This window comes from Cupriavidus sp. GW822-FHT03E04 (assembly GCF_058801495.1).
The window spans coordinates 1-19,217 of the sequence record NZ_JBXANI010000022.1; the positions used below are offsets into that span (position 1 = coordinate 1).

At 62.5% G+C, this 19,217-nt stretch carries 15 protein-coding genes and 1 pseudogene; 8 read left to right on the forward strand and 8 right to left on the reverse strand.

Annotation, left to right across the window (positions count from 1 at the left end; all coding sequences use genetic code 11):
- Positions 1-218, reverse strand: a 218-nt coding sequence (locus AC1RQC_RS28300) for an MSMEG_0572/Sll0783 family nitrogen starvation response protein (protein WP_492885246.1), incomplete at its 3' end; no start/stop codon positions are given.
- Between the two features lie 73 nt (positions 219-291).
- Here AC1RQC_RS28300 and AC1RQC_RS28305 point away from each other — a divergent pair.
- The 3 genes from AC1RQC_RS28305 (at position 292) to AC1RQC_RS28315 (ending at position 3,645) form a co-directional block, all read left to right on the forward strand.
- Complete coding sequence (locus AC1RQC_RS28305; RefSeq protein WP_492885248.1) at positions 292-567, forward strand: hypothetical protein; 276 nt, start codon at positions 292-294, stop codon at positions 565-567.
- Between the two features lie 71 nt (positions 568-638).
- Positions 639-2,030, forward strand: coding sequence for an aminotransferase-like domain-containing protein (locus tag AC1RQC_RS28310; protein ID WP_416050594.1), 1,392 nt, complete (start codon positions 639-641; stop codon positions 2,028-2,030).
- 274 nt (positions 2,031-2,304) lie between these two features.
- Positions 2,305-3,645, forward strand: coding sequence for a phage tail protein (locus AC1RQC_RS28315; protein ID WP_492814425.1), 1,341 nt, complete (start codon positions 2,305-2,307; stop codon positions 3,643-3,645).
- 60 nt (positions 3,646-3,705) lie between these two features.
- Here the strand turns inward: AC1RQC_RS28315 and AC1RQC_RS28320 are convergent, their stop codons facing one another.
- The 6 genes from AC1RQC_RS28320 to AC1RQC_RS28345 all read right to left on the reverse strand — a co-directional run bounded on the left by AC1RQC_RS28320 (position 3,706) and on the right by AC1RQC_RS28345 (position 10,816).
- Positions 3,706-4,500: a hypothetical protein gene (locus AC1RQC_RS28320; RefSeq protein WP_492814423.1), complete on the reverse strand. Its 795-nt coding sequence runs from the start codon at positions 4,498-4,500 to the stop codon at positions 3,706-3,708.
- Between the two features lie 104 nt (positions 4,501-4,604).
- The gene (locus AC1RQC_RS28325) at positions 4,605-5,186 is read right to left on the reverse strand and encodes a nitrogen fixation protein NifQ (RefSeq protein ID WP_492814421.1); all 582 of its coding nucleotides are present in this window, start codon (positions 5,184-5,186) and stop codon (positions 4,605-4,607) included.
- A 120-nt stretch (positions 5,187-5,306) separates the two neighbouring features.
- Positions 5,307-6,251 carry an EAL domain-containing protein gene (locus AC1RQC_RS28330; protein WP_492814419.1) on the reverse strand — a complete coding sequence of 315 codons (945 nt, stop codon included), beginning with the start codon at positions 6,249-6,251 and terminating at the stop codon, positions 5,307-5,309.
- A gap of 313 nt (positions 6,252-6,564) precedes the next feature.
- Positions 6,565-7,686 (reverse strand): hypothetical protein, encoded by a 1,122-nt coding sequence (locus AC1RQC_RS28335; protein ID WP_492372909.1) that lies wholly within the window; start codon positions 7,684-7,686, stop codon positions 6,565-6,567.
- A 173-nt stretch (positions 7,687-7,859) separates the two neighbouring features.
- The gene (locus AC1RQC_RS28340) at positions 7,860-9,569 is read right to left on the reverse strand and encodes a hypothetical protein (RefSeq protein ID WP_492885251.1); all 1,710 of its coding nucleotides are present in this window, start codon (positions 9,567-9,569) and stop codon (positions 7,860-7,862) included.
- Between the two features lie 470 nt (positions 9,570-10,039).
- Positions 10,040-10,816: an XpsR family transcriptional regulator gene (locus AC1RQC_RS28345; protein WP_492814456.1), complete on the reverse strand. Its 777-nt coding sequence runs from the start codon at positions 10,814-10,816 to the stop codon at positions 10,040-10,042.
- A 715-nt stretch (positions 10,817-11,531) separates the two neighbouring features.
- Here AC1RQC_RS28345 and AC1RQC_RS28350 point away from each other — a divergent pair.
- Positions 11,532-12,641: a helix-turn-helix domain-containing protein gene (locus tag AC1RQC_RS28350; RefSeq protein WP_492814415.1), complete on the forward strand. Its 1,110-nt coding sequence runs from the start codon at positions 11,532-11,534 to the stop codon at positions 12,639-12,641.
- Between the two features lie 31 nt (positions 12,642-12,672).
- Here AC1RQC_RS28350 and AC1RQC_RS28355 read toward each other — a convergent pair whose 3' ends face one another.
- A complete protein-coding gene (locus tag AC1RQC_RS28355) occupies positions 12,673-13,503 on the reverse strand; it encodes a transcriptional regulator (protein ID WP_492814454.1) in 831 nt (276 codons plus the stop codon).
- Positions 13,504-14,799: 1,296 nt separating this feature from the next.
- Between AC1RQC_RS28355 and AC1RQC_RS28360 the strand changes: the two genes are divergently transcribed.
- From AC1RQC_RS28360 to AC1RQC_RS28375, 4 genes and pseudogenes are all read left to right on the forward strand, one after another.
- Positions 14,800-16,188, forward strand: coding sequence for an undecaprenyl-phosphate glucose phosphotransferase (locus AC1RQC_RS28360; RefSeq protein WP_492814452.1), 1,389 nt, complete (start codon positions 14,800-14,802; stop codon positions 16,186-16,188).
- Positions 16,178-16,594, forward strand: coding sequence for a VanZ family protein (locus AC1RQC_RS28365; protein ID WP_492885253.1), 417 nt, complete (start codon positions 16,178-16,180; stop codon positions 16,592-16,594). Before AC1RQC_RS28360 ends, AC1RQC_RS28365 begins: the two co-directional genes overlap by 11 nt.
- Before the next feature lie 25 nt (positions 16,595-16,619).
- Complete coding sequence (locus tag AC1RQC_RS28370) at positions 16,620-18,029, forward strand: UDP-glucose dehydrogenase family protein (RefSeq protein WP_492885255.1); 1,410 nt, start codon at positions 16,620-16,622, stop codon at positions 18,027-18,029.
- A 77-nt stretch (positions 18,030-18,106) separates the two neighbouring features.
- Positions 18,107-19,207, forward strand: a pseudogene (locus AC1RQC_RS28375) (glycosyltransferase family 4 protein); the annotation flags it as partial.
- Positions 19,208-19,217 lie beyond the last annotated feature (10 nt).

Below are 19,217 nucleotides of genomic sequence, written 5' to 3' on the forward strand. Positions count from 1 at the left end.
CCCGGGCCGTACAGCAGGATGGAGGTCTCGAAGCCCTTGCGTTGCAGGCGCGTGGCCTGCAGCAGGTTGACGAAGCCGATCGAGCCTTCGAAGGCCACGGTGTGGAAGGTGACCAGCGCCTTCTCGCCCGGTTCTGCCTTGACGTCCTCGAATACCTTCTCTTCGTAGTCGACCAGGAAATCGCCTTTCTTGTGGGCCGGTTTGTTCACTGCGGGCATGTTGCACTCCATAGGGTTGGTGGATCTGTCGATCGATCGGCGCCGGGCCGACACCAAACCTTGAGCATGGGACATGCCATCTGCCATGCCCATCCATGCGATCAATGACCGATCAAGCCGCGAATCGCTCGTTGATCGCATCGCTGATTTTCCGGATGGCGAAATGTGCGGGAAACGCTTGTGCGCTAGCCGCTACCGGCCCGCTGCGGGCCTTTTGCCGCCATGCACTGTGGTGGAACACGCCAGCCGGGAAACACGCCCGGGCGCGGTGCAGTCCCGCCATATCGCACCATCATTGCGCAAACAAAAATGCAATCATTTCAAGCGCAAAAAACGATCATTGTGGTAGCCTGAGGCCTCAGCTAACCCAGCTGAAGCCGCATCCGACAACCGCGAACAAGCGAACGCCAGGAGCCCACCGTGCCCGGACTTGCCAGCCACTGGCTCAAACGCCTCGGCGAGAGCACCAAACCCGCTTACCTGATGATCCCCGACCTGATCGAGGAAGACCTGGCAAGCGGCCGCTTGCAAGCGCGCGACCGCCTGCCGGCGCTGCGCGACCTGGCCGAAGCGCTGCAGCTCAACTACACCACCGTGGCCCGCGCCTACGCGGAAGCGCGCAAGCGCGGGCTGATCGACGCCAAGGCCGGCAGCGGCACCTTTGTGCGCGGGCGCGCGCCGGCCCTGCCGCTGCGCGCGGGCACCGGCGCCGAAATGACCATGAACAACCCGCCCGAGCCAGCGGCGCTCACTGTGAGGCTGCGCGAGTCGGCAGCGCGCCTGATGAGCACGACGGATCCCTACGACCTGCTGCGCTACCAGGATTTCGGCGGCACGCCGGCGGATCGCGCCGTAGCGGTGGACTGGCTCAAACGCTATGTGCCCGCCTGCCGCGCGGATACCGTGCTGATCTGCCCGGGGATTCACAGCGCCCTGGTGGCGCTGGTGTCGCTGCTGGCCCGGCCCGGGCAAACGATCTGCCTGGATACGCTGGCCTACCCCGGCATCAAGGCCATCGCCACGCAGCTCGGCGTGCGGCTGCAGGCCCTGCCCAGCGATGAGGAAGGCCCCCTCGGCCCGGCCTTCGAAACACTCTGCAAGACGCAAAAGCCAAGCGCGCTGTACTGCAATCCCACGCTGCAGAACCCCAGCACCAAGACCATGCCCCAGGGACGGCGCGAAATCCTGGCGGATATCGCCCTGCGCTACAGTGTGCCGATCATCGAGGACGATGCCTACGGCATGCTGCCGCAGCGCACGCCGGATGCCATGGCCACGCTCGCGCCGGAACTCACCTACTACGTGACCGGCCTGTCGAAATGCTTTGGCGCCGGATTGCGCATTGCCTTTATCCACGGCCCCACCGCGCGCCAGACCCAGCGGCTGGCCGGCACGCTGCGCGCCACCACCGTGATGGCAAGCCCGTTCAATACGCTGCTGGCCACGTCGTGGATCAAGGACGGCACGGCCGAAGACATGCTCAAGGCCATCCGCGCCGAGTGCGTGGCCCGCCAGCTCCTGGCCCGCGACGTGCTGGCGGGGCGGCCATATGATGCCGACCCGGAAGGCTTCCATCTCTGGCTGCCGATACCAGCGGACAGCGGCTGGCGTCCTTCCGAGCTGGCGCTGCATCTGCGCTCGCGCGGCATCGGCGTGGTGTCTAGCGCGGCGTTCGCCACCGATGGCAATCCCCCGGATGCGATCCGGATCTGCCTGGGCGGGCCGGGCGAACGCGACGAGGTCGAGGAATCTCTGCAGATCGTGGCGGATACGCTGGACGATCCGCACCATCTGCATTCGGCCATGCTGTAGCGCGCCACTGCGCCTTCGCCCTGCCGGCGCTTGGCCGGCGCTGGGCCGGCTTCGTTGGGTTTTGGCAACGGCATCAATGTCTGCCGGCGAAACCGCAAATGACTTTGCCGTCTCGCGGACAACCGTCGATAAAATACGCCCCGCTGCGCCCGGCAGGCGCTGCCATTCCATTTCGTTCCATTTCGTTCCATTTCAATACGTATAAAAAGTGCACCTCGGCATCGACCGAGACGTGTGCAAGCGGATCACTGTTTTTGGGAAATCACGGGAAATCATGATGCAAACAAAATTGCGGGCCCTCTATCTGTCCATGGCCGCGGCCTCGCTGCTGAACGCATGCGGCGGCGGCGGCGGCAGCGACACCGCGCAATCGTCCGGCAACGCGCCGGTCACGGTGGCACCGGCAGCCTCGATCTCCGGCGTTGCCGCCACCGGTGCGCCGATCGCCAACGCCACCGTGGCACTGAAATGCGTGGCCGGCACGGCCTCCGTCACCACCTCGGCCACCGGCGCCTGGTCGGTCACCACCGCCGGCCTGGTGCTGCCGTGCGCGGCCCGCGTGACCGGCCCGAACGGCGTGCTGCACACGCTGATCCTCGGCCCCGGCGTGACCAACATCACGCCGATCACCGAGCTGGTGGTGGCCAGCGCCACCGAAAACCCCGACACCGAAGCCTTCTTCAACACGTTCTCCGCCACCTCGGCCGGCGCGGCAAGCAACCGCCTGCCCACTGCCCTGGCCTTGACCAAGCAGCGCCTGGCCAACCTGGGCGTAACGGTGGACACGCTGAACCTGCTCAACCAGGTGTTCCAGCCGCAAGCCGGCGACGCCTATGACGACAAGCTCGAAGCGCTGATCGTGCGCCTGAAGGCCAACAACGCCACCCTGGTCACGGTGGCACAGGAACTGGCCCGGGGCGATGTGGGCCCGGCAGGGGCAACGGGCGCGACCGGCGCCACGGGTGCCGCAGGTCCCACCGGGGCTACCGGGGCTACCGGCGCTACGGGGGCAGCCGGCGCACAGGGTCCGCAGGGTGCCGACGGGAGCAATGGCGCCACTGGCGCTACCGGCGCGACCGGAGCGACTGGCGCAACCGGTGCGCAGGGCGTGACGGGGCAGACGGGCGCGACCGGGGCCACTGGCGCCACCGGCATGCAAGGCCCGACGGGAGTCACCGGCGCCCAAGGCGCCACGGGTGTCACTGGCCCGACGGGCGCTACCGGCGCCACCGGTGCGCAAGGCGTAACGGGTTCCACGGGAGCGACAGGGGCCACGGGAGCAACGGGAGCAACGGGAGCAACGGGCGCTACCGGCGCCACAGGCCCCGCCAACCCGGATCTGGGACAAAACACCGGAAACGCGGCAGGCGGCGGCACCGGCGCCCAATGTACGATAGGCAGCGTGTGGCTAACCGCCACGACATTCGGGCAAGGCCTGCCGGCCGATGGCCGGCTGCTCCCCATCGCGCAAAACACGGCGCTGTTCTCGCTGCTGGGGACTAACTTCGGCGGCGACGGACGGACCACGTTCGCATTGCCAAATCTTGCGTCCGTCACGCCCAACGGCCTGACGTACATGATCTGCACTGACGGCATCTTCCCCGGCCGGAGCTAAGCAGCCGGAGGCCGGGGACACAAAAAGCCGGCCTGCTTGCCGCTCAAGCCTCGGACGCGTTCATTGCCCGGGTGGTGCCGAGCGCGGCTGCGCGGGCACCGGCGCAAGGCTGCGCGCGATCACCAGTTGCTGGCTGTCCCCGCTCGCCAGTGCCAGGTCCCGCAGCTTTCTCCGGATACGAGCCTGGAAATCCGGATCGAGCCCCGCCTTGCCGGCTTCATAAAGGCCGAGCATCTGCCGGAACACCAGCGCCGGCGCAACGTCGGCCGGCAGCGCGGCGATCACCTCCGCCTCCCGCTTGCACCAGGCAAAATCCGCTGCGCCCAGGTCCGTACCGCCCACCGTCAGACTTAGCGTGCGCACCTGGCGGCTCTGCGCAAAGTGCGTGCCACCGCGGCTATTCGTCATGCCGCAGAACAGATAGCTGCCCTCGACGTCCAGCACATACGTCATCTTCGGCACCGGCGCGCCATCGGCGCCACCCGTTGTGGAGAATGCCCGGCCAAAATCGCCCTCCCCCACGATGGCGTCGAGAATCCATTGCGCCTGCGCATGGCGCTCGGGCAGGCGCACCGACACGGTACGGCCTTGCCGGTCGGTCATGCCGAAGACCACGCTGGCCTTGTCCCCCGGGCCAACCGGTATGCCGGCAATCTGGTGCTCAGGCAGGGCCAGCCGATAGCGCGCTTGCGGCATCGGTGCTCCGGTCACTGCATCGCGCAGCACGAACTGATGCCGGTATGGGCCTTCACCGACCGTTCCGGGGCCGCGATATTCGCGGGCCTGGGAGATGCCGGGCAACGCCAATGCCGCCAGCAGGATGACGCTGCTCAGGAAAGGGGGGGTTCTGGCCATTACCATTCATGTCGGATTGAATTCGCCCACACTCAGCGATTTTGCTGTTTATGGCGAATTTCAAGCGACGGATTCTACGTCAGCCAGGCCGCTGGCGTGGCTGCCTAGCGCCAGCCGATCACCGCCTCGGTGCCGTGACAGCTAGCGTAGTTGTCGCATCCGGCGCAGGCCGGTTCGGGACACGGGTGCAGGTCCAGCCGCCGGCATAGCTCGTGGTAGAAGAACTTCTTCCACTTCATGTCCGTGGTGTTGGCCGCGTAGAGCGAGGGAAAATACGCCTGCAGCAAGCGCGAAACGTCATGCCGGCCCGACAGGCCCATGTCGTGCCAGAGATGGGAGCCACCAAAGCAGCCGCTGGCCAGCGCGTGGGCGGCCCAGCGCATTTCGGGGCGAGCGGGGCGAGCGGGATCGCCCGATGCGATCAGCATCTGCACCAGGTCAGCAAACTCGCAAGGCAACGCGGCGGCATCAACCGGCGCCGACTCCGGCGCCCACCCCGCCGCCCTGGCACCCGGAAAACAGTGATCCAGCATCTGCCAGAACTCGGGCTCCGCAAGCCCGAGCCACTGCGCGAACCTGGGCAGCCTGGCAGCGTTGGCGCTTTCCAGCACACCCGCCAGGGCGCGGCAGGCCGGCTCGCCGGGAGCGAGCGAAAACGCGTCTAGGATCAGCAACGACTGGTTCACTGGCAATGCCTTGTGGAGCCGGGCCGGCAACAAAGAGGGGAGAATGCCCTGTGACCGCAATATAGCGATGTATATAACGACAGTCAAACGCAGGCCAGAGCATACCGGGGCAGGCATCGCCTAAAGCTGGAGCCGCTCGAAGGGCATCGGGGGTGAAATGGCATACCCCTGCAGCAGATCCGCGCCGAGCGACCTTGCCAGCACCACGTCGTCCGGGCTCTCCACGCCTTCGGCCACCGTCTGCAACTCCAGCGAGCGCGCCAGCGCCATCGAGGAAAAGAACAGCCGCCGGGCGCGCTCGGTATGGCGTGCGCGGTGCAGCAGGATCTTGTCCACCTTGACCTGTTTGAACGGCAGCAAGCCAAGGGCTTGCAGCGAGGCATAGCCCGAGCCGAAATCGTCCTGGGAGATCACCATGCCGCGGGCGGAAAGCGCGCTGAGGTTTTCCAGCAGGCGCGCCTCGCTACCGCGGGAAATGCGGGTCTGCTCGGTCAGCTCCAGCACGACGCGGGCGATATCCAGCCCATGGGACATGCTTGCGCGCACGAATCCCTGGACGAAGCCGGCCGCCGCCGCGGTCCTCGGGTTGACGTTCAGGGAGAACCGGCCTGCGTATTGCGGAAACCGCATGCGCACCCGGCCGCATGCGCCAAGGAAATGATCCAGCAGCAGTGTCTCCACGCCATGGCCGGTGATGCTGCCGACAAACTTGTCCGGGGCATGGTGCCGCCCCTTGTCGGACCAGCGCGCCAGCACCTCCAGCCCGACGATGCCGCCGTGCTGCGCGCTGATCTGCGGTTGGAACACCGGGTAGATATGCCCGAACTCGATCGCACCGATGAGGTCGCCCCGGGTGAGCGAGAGCAATTCCTCGTGATCCAGGCCGCGTTCGGTGGCATCCATGTCCTGCGGCCCGCCTGAAGGCCACGCCATCCTCTGGCGCAGCCCCGCCAGGCGCGCGGCTGCCGGATCGGCGAAGCCACCGTCGGTGCCGGCGCTGGCCCCGTCCGGATGCGGGACCCTGGTACCGGGAGACGCCGTGCCACTGAAAAACGCGTAATGCAATCTAAGCTCCTGGAAGGCATTTGGACGGCCGGGTGCGACATGCACACGCATCACGCAGGTTCCCCTCTGAAGGAGGACCACCTACCAAGGCAGGGTACTGACGTAATACAAGCCGTAAGACAATCCGTTCTAGCAAGACTGACCCCTTGCTGAACTGTTCAAGGGGTGTAGGAGCACCCTGCGCCTACACCTCCTTTTTTTTGCCCGGGTGTCCCGCACCTGGATCCAGGTGCAGCCCCCCGCCCAAGCCCGCATTGCCCCGATCCCTGTTTTGAAATTCCCGTTTTAAAATCCCTGCTTTAAAACCCCTGCCTTAAAACCCCGAAAAGCGAATACCGATCGAGCCATAGCCGTAGTAGCGATCGAGCTTGCCTGCGGTAGCGGCGTTATAGAGAAACGGGATCGTGCCAACGAAGTTGTACAGCGATGCCTGCCCACGCAGGAACACCTCGACATTTTTCACCACCGCATACGACAGCTCCATCCCCAGCGTGTGGTTTGACTTGATGGGGGAATAGCCGTAAGCACTCGCGCGGCTATCGACGTTGCTGCGCAACAGGTACTGGAACTGATAGCCCAGCCGCGCGCTGAAGTTCTCGTACTTCCAGCGCCAGGAGCCACCCAGGTTCAGGAAGCCGGCCGTGTAGTTGAAATCATCGTTGATGTTCAGGCCGTACTGGCTGGCATCCGTTGAAAACGACGCCGACTGCAGGTTGGTGTTGCCCACGCGGCAAGGCGCGGCCAGGTTGCCGCTGGCAATATTGTCCGAGCCGATGCTCACATTGAAATTGCACCCGCCCTGCTGCAGCCGCGTATTGATGCTGCCGATTGTCACGCGGCTGACGCCCAGGCCAATAAACCCGGTGAGCTTGTTGCGCTCGGTAAGGTCGCCAGAAAAAATCACATCGGCCTGGCCCTGGATGTCGTTGGCGTCGTTGACCGTGACGCTGTTGAACGTGGCATTCCTGACCTTGAGCGCGGATGAGCGGGTCAGGCTGCCGGCGCGGTCACCCCAAAGGGAAAAGCGCAGCATGATGCGGTCCCGCGCGCCAGGCTCGGCCAGCGGGTCATAGTGCAAGGCCAGCATCCAGCTATCGATCTGGTTGTTGTCCTGGCCGTAGTCGATGCCACGGCGCCAGTACGTGGCCGATCCCGACCACTTCGGCGAAAACTTGTAGCCCAGCATCAGCTTGCCGCCGCGATAGTCGCCGGCATTGTCCGGCACGGCACCCTGGCCCTCTCGCAGGTTAAAGACGTCCACGGTCTTGTTGACCATGTCATAGCTGGCCTCCACGCGAAATGACGTGAACTCGCCCGTAGCGGGCTCGGCCTGCAAAAACACATCGTCGGGGGCCGCATGGGCAACGCCGACGCACGACAAACCCAGCATCAAGGCACCGGCATGGCGGAGCCGGCGCGTGCGATACAACAGCATAGGGAGACTCCGAGGCCGGGAGCGGACCTCATCCATGGCGTCAGCCAGTTCTTGGTCCGGCCGACTGCACACAAAAAGAAGCCGGTCACCCGTCACAAGCACCAGAAGGCGCACATGACGGATGACCGGGCAGGCCCTCCCCTGACCATGGGAAGGGCTTCACTACGCACCGATCAGGGGTTCAGCGTGACCGAGGTCGTGATGCCGTTGCCGCTAACCGTGGAGGATTTGGTCTGCACCGTCCGCGCCAGCGTCTTCTGCGGGCTGCCGCTGACCAGCGTAGCGACGTTCACCGCCTTGCCGGCCAGGCCAGACACCGCGAACGTCACGGGGAAGGTGCTGGGCGACTTGGGCGTAATGGCATCGAGCTGCGCCGCGTTCAGCGTGCTTGCGCCCTTCAGCTTGGCCAGGAAGACCGAGAAAGGCAGGCTCAGTGTACCGCTGCCGGCGTACAGATTGTCCGCGACCGCGTTGGTCAGGGTCGTCTCGGCGGAAAGGCTCCCGCCCGTGGCGACGCGGAACGAGTATGTGGTGTTGGCAGGCACCTGCGCGGCCGTCAGCACACCGCTGCTAAACGTGAGCGCAACCTTTTCGATGATGACATCGACCTGGTTGCCGTTATACGTATAGCTCAGGCCCGCACGGACTTCAGCTGCGCCATCGCCAAACGGCTTGCCGACTTGCGAGGTCGCGACCGTGATGCTGCTCAAGGCACCGCCGCCCGTGACGGTCACGGCATCAAAGTTCGTGAACGGCTGGCCGTTGATGGTCATGCTGGCCAGCTGGATGAAGTCGGTCGGCTTGACGGCGTTGACCACGTCGGTGATGGCGCCGCTGTTGACGTTGCCGCCTAGGCTGCTTGCCGCGTTCTGGATTGCCGTGGCGTTGCCGGTAGACACGGCAGCGCCGAGCGCGGCCAGGTTGGTCGTCAGCGTCGGGTCAGCCAGCGCGGCCGGCGTTACCGCCGCCACCAGCGCATTGCTCGTCGTGGACTTGGCGCTGTCGGTCACCGCATTGACCGAGCCGCTTTGCTGCAAGGCAGCCAGCGTGGCAGCGGGGTCGGTGCCCAGCACGATCGTGCCCAGCGCGGTGTTCACGTTCGACACCTGGGTGGCCACAACCGGGCCGGCCAGCGCGGCGACGTTGGCCGCCACCGCGGCAATGTTGGCCTGGACGCTGGCCGGGAAACCGGCCTTGGCGTTCTGCACCGCCGAGTTGATCACCGACGTGACCAGCGTGCTGTTGGCCAGGTTAGCGGTACCGGTGGCGTTGTTCACCGCGCTAGCCACGGCACTGGCCGCCGCCGCTGCGGCAGCTTCCGCCGTCAACGTGCCGCCCGTCGCCTTCGACAAGCCTGCCAGCGTCTTCGCGACCTGGTCCACCAGTTGCTGCACCAGCACGGCTGCCTTGAGCACCGCAGCGTCCTGCATCGGGTCCAGCGTGGTGAGGTCCTTGCCTTGCAGGCCAAGCTTGGTCGCCAGCGCCGCGGCCTGGGTTGCGCCCAACTGCGCAACCAGCGTCGTCAGCGGCGTGATCACCGGGGTCTGGCCGGCCTTGTAGGCCACTGCCGGTGCCTGCAGCACGCCGGTGAACGGCAGGTTGGTACCAATGTCGGTACCGCCGGTCACCTTGAGTGCGCTGGTGGAGCAACCATCCGGGAACGTGAAGTCCCCGTTCGCCTTGGTCGTGGTGGTCTTGTTGCTGCAATCGAGGAACGTCACCGTAGCCTGTGACAGGTAGAAGTCGACGGCCTTGCCTTGCACGGTAACCGATGGCGTCGTCGGGGTCGGCGTCGAGTCCGAGCCGCCCCCGCAAGCCACAAGTGCCGCTGCCGCGGAAGCCATGATGCCGAGGGTAAAGATATTCCTGATATTGGTTTGCACTCTTCTCACTCCTGAATCGATACGTCGATTTGTCAATGCGTCAATGCGTCAATGCTTTAATGCGTCGATACGTCGATAGGTCAATGGGTCACTAGGTTGTCTATGGATCCTGACCACGCCTTGGCTGCGCACCGCATGCGGTGCCTTACGCTGCCCTGGCTCGTCGCATCTCATGGATACCCTGGCTGGCTCTTGCGATCGGAATCGGCAGCACTACAACAAGACTGCGCTACTGCCTTTGCCAGCTTCACTAGATAAACAATCTCCACAACCGTGTCACCCCTACTAGGAGGGGGAAAGCGCAAGCTTGCATGTCAGCCCGTAACCCCCACCCTCGCGAGAGTCGCAACGGCATCGCTGCCGCGTGCCGTTCCTACGGTTATCAGGACGCGTAAAACGATGCCGGCTAACGCGTATCCTTGCATTGCCTCGCATCGCGTCGCCTCGCCTCGCCTCGCATTACCTCGCGCCTAGTGCAGAACCGGAAAATCCGCCGGCACCAGCCAGCGCGCCACATATCGGCCCATGGCTTCGAGCAATACATCGGAAGTCAGCCCCGAAGCGCCCGCCAGCGCGGGGCACATGATCCAGGTCGTGCCATCGTGCTCCAGCACGCGCAGCGTCTTGGCCAGATCGGCCGGCTGCAAAATGAAATCCCCCACCCGGGCTTGCTCAAGCCCGAACGCCAATACGAAATCCAAGAAATGCCGCTCGCCCAGGCACACCACCACCTTGGGCTTCCACTCCCTGCGAATGCCTTCGATAAAGCGGAAGCGGTTGCCAGCCCGGCACAGATCCAGGTAGCGCTGCTTGGGCACGAGCGCCGGCTGTCCGCGAAATGCCTTGGACCAGGGCGTCTGGCCAATCAGGTGCGCCGGCAACGGAAACAGGCTGAGCTTGAACTCCGCGCCCCCCGGCGCATAGAGATGCTGATCGAAGTAATGCTTCCAGTCGCACTCGCTCTGCGGGCGCGCAAAGGTCTGCGCACGCGCCGCCGCCATGATCCTTGCGATCTTCTGATGCGACTGCCAGCGCTCCATGCTCTCGCGATGGCGCTCGCGATACGCGCGGTCCCAGGCGCCTGGTTGCATGCGCGGCTCCAGCGGCGCTACCAGCGACTCGACCCATGGATGCGGTGTGCTGTCGCAAAACCAGACTGCCGCCGCCGGATTTCCCCCTTCCATACCAACGTAAGACGCGAAGTACGCGTCCAGCTGCTCACGTGAGAATACTGTCTTCTGTTCTATTTCCATGCCCCTACCGCTTGGTGGAATTAAAGATGCCCACGCGCTGAGGCAGTACTTACCTATACGACGTGACGGGCCGTGAGACGCCTCGAATGCAACGGCAAATCTCTAATAGAACGATGGAGACAACCCGCTGACGGGGAATGCAGAGCTTCCCGCGCTTCCCGCGCTTTTCGCGCCTCCCACCTGCTTCGTCTCGGATGCCGGCCGGCATAAAACCAAAGCCTGGCTCCAACGGATTTGACCTGCCTACAACCAATCTGGATCAGTGCTTTTCCCTTTGGGAAAGCGATTGCCGGAACGTATATCGTCAATCCCGCGACGCTCCGGCTACCGCCCCAAAAAGCCCGATCTCGTTTGCGCGAAACAATCACTTGGCGGTGCAAGATTCTGCGTGAGATTTGATCATGACGCGCCCCCCTTTGGAGGGATTCGCGGCAGTCTTCTTTCCCTTCTTACGCGGGGTAACGACACTTTGCGCGGCATCGCACAATCGGGCGGCGGTAAATGGCGAATGCACGGCGAATGCACGGCATATGCACGGTATATGCACGACATGTGCGGGGCGTGTTCACAACATGTGCGTGGCAAGCACAGGCATGGAAGTGGGACAGCCACAACGCGTTGCCTGCAAGAACCTCGGTTTTTCGATAGAGTGGTGCCGATGCGCCGGCGTTTTGCCGGTCCTATGCAGCACCGGGTGCGCCCAACGCCCATGACCGAGCCTCCCATCGCACTTGCACCGACCCAATCGGAACCGCAGCCCGCGCCCCCGGACGCGCGTCTGCCGCATACCCATTTCCAGGTAGGCGGCGACGGGCCCCGTGCCACCAGCGTGGGACAAATCCTCGCCTGGCGCCAGCGCGTCGGGCATGTGATGGACGTCAACCTCACCCGGGACACCCTGGCAGCCCCGTTCCAGGCCTGCATCGACCGCTACCTGGTCGAGGACATGCTCTTCACCGACTGCCGCTGCGATGGGCTCACGCTGGAGCGCAACGTCGCGCGCATCTCCACGGACACCATGCGGCACTATGCGCTCCAGGTGTTCGTCGAAGGCAGCGCCGGCGTGGTCGAAGGCATGCGGCACAACCCGATGCCGCAACACGGCGGCATCCTGCTCACGGACCATGGGCAGCCCATCCACATGCACCGGGGTGCCGTGCGCGCGCTCTCGGTCTTCGTGCCACGCACGATGATGGATTCCATCTTTCTCGGCGCCGAGGCCGCGCACGGGCGCATCGTGCAAACCAACACCCCGCTGACCCGGCTGGCCGTGGAGCACCTGACGGCGCTGAGCCGCGAGATCCCCGGCATGGCGCCGCAAGCGGCTGTCCAGGCCATGCACGCCAGCGTGCAACTGCTCACCGCCGCCTTTCGCAAGGGCGCGCGCCTTGAGGAAGGCGCCCGCGCCGCCGCGCGCAGCGCCATGCTGGCCCGGGCACGCCGGCTGATCGACGCCGACCCCGGCGCGGCGGAGCTGTCCCCCGGCAAGCTGCTCGCCAGGATGGAAATCTCCCGCCCGACCTTATATCGATTGTTCGAGCAAGAAGGCGGCGTGCAGGCCTATATCCGCAAGAGCCGCCTGCGCGCCGCCGCCGCCGACCTCGTGAAGTTCCCCAGCTTGCCGATCAGCAATATCGCCTACGGACTGGGCTTCAATAGCGCATCGGACTTCACCCGTGCGTTCCGCCGATCCCTGGGCATGTCGCCCAGCGACCTGCGCGCCTATGCCACCAGCCCCGAGAACACCGAATTCAGGCTAGCCGCGTTCGCAGTGCAAGGCGATGACTTCCGGCAGTGGCTGCATCGGCAACAGCGTTGAGCTGCGCGCCCGCGGCCACTGCATCGCCATCTCAGGCCGGGTAGTACTCCGCCTCGCAAAGCTCCGCCTCGTGCGGCCTTACCTGAAAATCGGCCATGGTCAGCCATTGGCTGATAAAACGCCCCATGGCGTTCAGCAGCACATCGGACGCTAATCCGGCCGCCCCGGCCACCGAGGGGCAAATAATCAGGTTTGTCCCCTCGCTGACATAAACGCGCAACTCCCTCGCCTGATCGGCCGGCTGCAATGTGTGTGTGGTATATGGCACGCCCCGCATGCCAAAGGCCTGCAGGTAATCCGCCTCGAAGCGCTCGCCAAGGCAAACCACCACCTTGGGCCGCTCGAGCCGGCGCAACTGGGCGATAAAGCGGAACCGGGCACCATTGCGGCACAGCGCAAGGTATTTGGATTTGGGGTTCAGCTCCGGCTGGTTGCCGTGCAGTTGTGTCCACGGCAACCCGTTCTCAGAACGGATGGCCAAGGGGAACAAGCTCAGCTTGAAATCCCATCCGCGCGGCCGGTAAAGATATTGCGCAAGGTAGCGCTGCCAATCGCCGCTATCGTCCCGGCCGAACAGCACCATCTCCCGGGCCGCCGCCATGATGCGCGCGATGCGCTGGTGCGTTTGCCACTTGGCCATCTCGCGCAGATGGCGCAGCCTGAATTGCGCATCCCACGCCGGCACCTCAAGCACCGGGACAAGCTGCGCGGGCAGCCGCGTGCTATCCGAAGTCGGCATGGCGTCGCAGAACCAAACCGCGCTGGCCGGACTGCCCCCCTCCATACCCACGTAGGAAGCAAAGTAAGCATCGAGCTGCTCGCGGCTCAGGGTGCCCCCGCCCTGCTCCGTCGCTCCAGACATATCAGACAAACTAGCCAAACCAGCCAAACCAGATAGATCAGCCATCACCAACACCCCCATCATTCCCGTCGTACGCCTATTGACCCGTCAAGACACCGGATCGCTGCCGGCATTGCCCCGGCTGCGTCGGTTCCCCCCTCTCTTCGAGTTCCGGGGCAGGGGTCGCCAAGCATCCCCCCTTTCGCGCACGCCTTATAGACAATGGTCTCTAGCGTCCAAGATTAAAGCCACACCCGCGCGCCTCTTGACCGTGCGTCTCACTTTTTGGCAATTGGTGCGGTGATTGACCTGGTGACGGGCTCCGATTGGCGCGTCAGCCACACCGGCAGCCCGGCATGCCAGCGCCTGAGCCGGGTCAGCCAGCCGCCCGGCCACCCCCGCCAACACAAAAAAGCGTCAAAAAAATCACTTACAGCCTTCGCCCGCAAGCCTTCCGCCGTCGGGCTTTCGCGATGAGGCGCGGGGCGAGAAGGCGCTGCCGCTGGACAGCGGCTATAAGAACCGGCTGCACCCGCAAAAGGGGGCAAGCTGCAAGACAGCGCGAGAGAGATCGCAGCCATTTCCCCTACCTAATATCCGCATTCATCCGGCAATCCCCCCTCTGAAGCGGGGATAGAAAATTCAAAGGGAGAAAATCCCCCGCCTTTAGAAAAAGGCTTCATCCGACTTTCGTGTGGGTCGATGTATCTCTGGGCTAAATCCAGCACTGCCGTAGCTCCCCCATACAGTACCCACACAAAGGTCCGAAGCACCAGAAAAATCAAATATCGATCCTGATACAAACTCGATACGTCATTGAACAATCCACGCACCAACATCATCCATCGGCACCAAGACCGCCCCAGCATGCACAAGTCCCGAGCGCAATGCGCGGCCTCGCCAGCAACCCCGCGCCATGATGCCAACAATCCCCTCGCGTTCCCTTCTCTCGCAGGGTACCGGTAGATGTCGCTGCGCCGCACTATCTGCCCCATCGATAAGACGAGCAAACCGGCGCCCATAGCGCCTGTTTAAAACGAAGCGACGATATTCCAGCGACGCGTCCTTGCATGGACGACGTATGGGCGCCAGGGTCAGCCGCCCCAAGTGCCACGGAATCGACTGCACACGCTGCAGCCAGCGCCGACTTCCTTCGTCCGATCAAAAACGCCATGCCATTTGAGACAGCGCGCATGGCCGGGCCGACGTAGTCAATGGCACGTCGCCTTTACCAATTGGGGATAAATGGTTCGGCCGCACCAGCGTGCGGCGGGATTGCGAACGCTTTCGGGGAAGATCATGGGAGTTTATCGCGACATGTTTGCCAGGCATTACGACCAGCTAACGCTGGCCGCACGCCTGCTGGACGTAGCTGTCATCTGGATTGCCGGCTACCTGGCAACCGAATTACGCTTCGCAACGGACGCCACGCCCAGCGCGCCCATCCACCAGTTCATCCAGTATTTCGGCTGCACCGTCGCGTTTATCGTATTGCCCGCGTTCGACCTGTACGCCTCCTGGCGTGGCCGCAGCGCCTTCTCCCTCTTCACACGCATGCTGGCCGGCTGGACCCTGGTCTGGCTGATCAGCATCCTGGTCTGCTTCCTCCTCCATCAAGCCGACTCGCTCTCGCGCCTTTGGGCCACCTATTGGTATGTCGGGTCCATCGTTGGCCTGCTGGTGCTGCACATCGCCAGCCGCTCCCTCCTGAGCCTTGTCCGCGGCACCGGTGTGAACACCAAGCACGTACTGATCGTTGGCTACGGCCGCACCGGCCAGGAAATGTACCTCCGCGCCACCGCCAACCGCCGCACCGGCTACAGGGTGGGGGGCATCTACGCATCGCCGGTCGAAGCCACGCCGGCCGGTGTGCTGCGTGTGGAAGACAGCGCCAAGATTGCGGACTTCGCGCGCCAGCACAAGATCGACGAAGTCTGGATCACGCTCCCCATGAGCGCCACCCGCCAGATGCAGAGCATTGCGTACTCGCTGCGCAACGACTTCATCGACATCAAATGGATCCCCAGCCTGCTGGACTTTGACCTGCTCAACCACAAGGTGGGCGATTTTCTTGGCATGCCCGCGGTAGAACTCAACCGCCCGCCATCACTCGGCGTGCGTGGCGCAGTAAAGTCAGCATTCGACCGCAGCTTTGCCGCCCTGGTACTCGCGGCCCTCTCCCCGCTGTTCCTGGTCATCGCCGTGCTGATCAAGCGCAGCTCCCCCGGCCCGGTGTTCTTCAAGCAAGAACGCCTGGGCCTGGACGGCCGCGTGATCCACGTCTACAAGTTCCGCAGCATGAAACCCCACGACGAGCACGGCGTGGTCACCCAGGCCACCAAAGGCGACAGCCGCATCACCCCGATCGGCGCCCTCCTGCGCCGCACCAGCCTGGACGAGCTGCCCCAGTTCATCAACGTGCTCAGAGGCGAGATGAGCGTGGTAGGCCCCCGCCCGCACGCCATGGCCCACAACAATATCTATAAAGAACAGCTCGACCTGTACATGCTCCGCCACCGCGTCAAGCCCGGCATCACCGGCTGGGCGCAGATCAACGGCTACCGCGGCGAGACCGATACGCTGGACAAGATGGCCAAGCGCGTTGAGCACGACATCTTCTACATCCGCAACTGGTCGTTCTGGATGGACTTGCGCATCATCTTCTGGACCGCGTTCAAGGGCTGGACTGGACAGAATGCGTATTGAATCGCCGCCATCGGCGCGGCCTGCCGCGTCGATTCTTACCGCCCAGGCAACGCTATGGCTACCGGTAGCAGCGGTGTTCTACGCCGTCATGCTGCTGGTAGGCAACCTCCCCGGCAATGCGCAAGCCATGTCCCGGGAATTTGGCGACAAGCTGCTTCACTTTGCTGCCTACGGCTGCCTGGCCGGTGCGATTTACCTCTCATTCAAGCGGTACCGCGCTGTGATCACGCTAGCCGGCATCGCCCTGCTTGGCGGCCTGGACGAATTCATCCAATCGTTCTTTCCCTACCGCTCCTCGGACCTGACGGATTTGCTGACCGATCTGCTGGCAGCCGTCGTTGCTATCGCGCTGCTATCCCTGGCCTGCCGGCTCGGGCTAGCAAGCGCCATCCCAAGCAAACACTAAATTCTCAATATCTCAAACCGCAGTCATGAAAATCACAATCATCGGTAGCGGCTATGTGGGCCTGGTCACCGGGACCTGCCTGGCCGAACTCGGTAACGACGTACTCTGCCTGGACCTGGACGTTGCAAAGATCAGCATGCTCAACGCCGGCGAAGTACCCATCTATGAGCCCGGGCTGAAAGAGCTGATCCAGCGCAACCACGCCGCTGGCCGCCTCCAGTTCACCAGCGACATTGAAGCCAGCGTTGAGTTTGGTGATGTCCAGTTCATCGCCGTTGGCACCCCGCCCGACGAAGACGGCTCCGCCGACCTGCGTTACGTGGTAGCCGCTGCCCGCAATATCGGCCGCTACATGACTACACCAAAGATTGTGGTGGACAAGTCCACCGTGCCGGTCGGCACCGGTGCCAAAGTCCGCCAGGCGATCGAAGCACAACTGGCCGAGCGTGGCGTTCCCGAATTGGAATTCTCTGTGGTGTCCAACCCCGAATTCCTGAAGGAAGGCGCCGCCATCGAAGACTTCATGCGGCCGGACCGCATTGTAATTGGCACCGAGCCCGGTCCCGCCGGCCTCCATGCTCGCGAGGCAATGCGCACGTTGTACGCGCCGTTCACCCGCAATCATGACCGTCTCCTCAACATGGATATTGCGTCGGCGGAATTCACCAAATATGCCGCCAACGCCATGCTGGCAACCCGGATCTCGTTCATGAACGAGTTGGCCAACCTAGCGGATGCGGTAGGCGCAGATATCGAACTGGTACGCCAGGGCATCGGTTCAGACCCTCGCATCGGCTACAGCTTCCTGTATGCCGGCACTGGCTATGGCGGGTCGTGCTTCCCGAAAGACGTGCAGGCATTGGAGCGCACTGCCGCTGAATATGGCCAAACACCACGCATCCTCGCTGCTGTCGAGGCGGTAAATCAGCAGCAGAAGCACATCCTGGTTCAGAAGATCGTTGGTCACTATGGAGAAGATCTCTCCGGTCTGACCTTTGCTCTCTGGGGGCTGGCCTTCAAGCCCAATACGGACGACATGCGCGCTGCGCCTAGTCGAGTGGTGATCAAAGAATTGCTGGCGCGCGGGGCTAGCGTTCAAGTCTTTGACCCAGTGGCCATGGAAGAAGCCAAGAAGTCCCTCCAGATCGACCTGCTAGCAGAATCTGGCGCGCTCGCGCGTGTCCATTTTTCCCAAAGCCAGCAAGATGCACTAGCAGGCGCGGATGCGCTAGTTGTTGTCACAGAATGGAAGTCCTTCCGTTCGCCGGATTTTTCCACGATCAAGGCCACTTTAAAAACGCCGATTATATTCGACGGTCGCAATTTGTACGAACCTACGGAACTGGCTTGTTTGGAATTCACCTACTATGCAATTGGACGAGGCCGTCAATCTCCCCAAGCGCGCGGTCGCCAGGCGATGGTGACAACGGCCTGATAGCGGCTCTTTCTTCATTGCAGAAATTTACATTTTTCTACTAGCCTGCCACAAAACGCAACTCCTCATTTAGATTACCCATGAAAATCGCAATCGTCCATGATTGGTTAGTTGTCTACGGAGGCGCGGAGCGTGTGCTAGAACAGATGCTGTACTGCTTCCCCGAGGCGGACATCTTCAGCATTGTCGACCATCTACCTCCTACTGATCGAAAGTTCCTCCACGGAAAAAATGTAAATACCAGCTTCATTCAAAATCTTCCATTCTCAAAAAGAAAATATAGAACCTACTTGCCTCTGATGCCATTGGCAATAGAGCAATTCGATCTATCGAAATATGACATCGTAATATCTAGCTCGCATGCTGTCGCCAAAGGCGTTATTACTGCGCCAGCACAATTACATATAAGCTACGTTCACTCTCCAATGAGGTACGCATGGGACCTGCAACATCAGTACCTTCGGGAGTCAGGCCTTGATGTCGGATTGAAAGGTTGGCTCGCAAAATTCACTCTTCACAAACTCCGCCTATGGGACCATAGGACGGCGAACGGAGTGGACTATTTTGTAGCAAACTCTCGATTCATATCTCAGAGAATACGAAAAGTATATGGTAGAAATTCGGACATCATCTATCCTCCTGTCGATGTCGATTCATTCTCCATTTGCACGAATAAAGAGGACTTCTACTTAGTGGCATCTCGCTTGGTTCCTTATAAGCGAATTGACTTAATTGTTGAGGCATTCTCCAGGATGCCAGATCTTAAGCTTCGTGTTATTGGATCCGGTCCTGACATAAACAAAATAAAAGAAAAATCCACCTCCAATATAGAAATAATGGGGTATCAACCTTTTTCAACTCTGCTGCAGTCTATGCGCTCAGCGAGCGCATTTGTTTTCGCCGCTGAGGAAGATTTTGGCATAGCCCCGGTTGAAGCGCAGGCCTGTGGAACTCCGGTGATTGCTTTTGGTCGCGGTGGCCTAGCGGAGACAATTGTCACCAGGGGAGACTCGCCCACTGGAATCCTGTTTGACAGCCAGACACCTGAGGCTATTTGTTCAGCAGTGAGAGCGTTTGAACAAAACAAAGAAAAATACAACCATCACAGCTGCAGAAATCGAGCCGAAATTTTCTCAACAGAGGTATTCAGAGAAACCTTCTATGAATACGTAAAAAGCCGCTGGGATA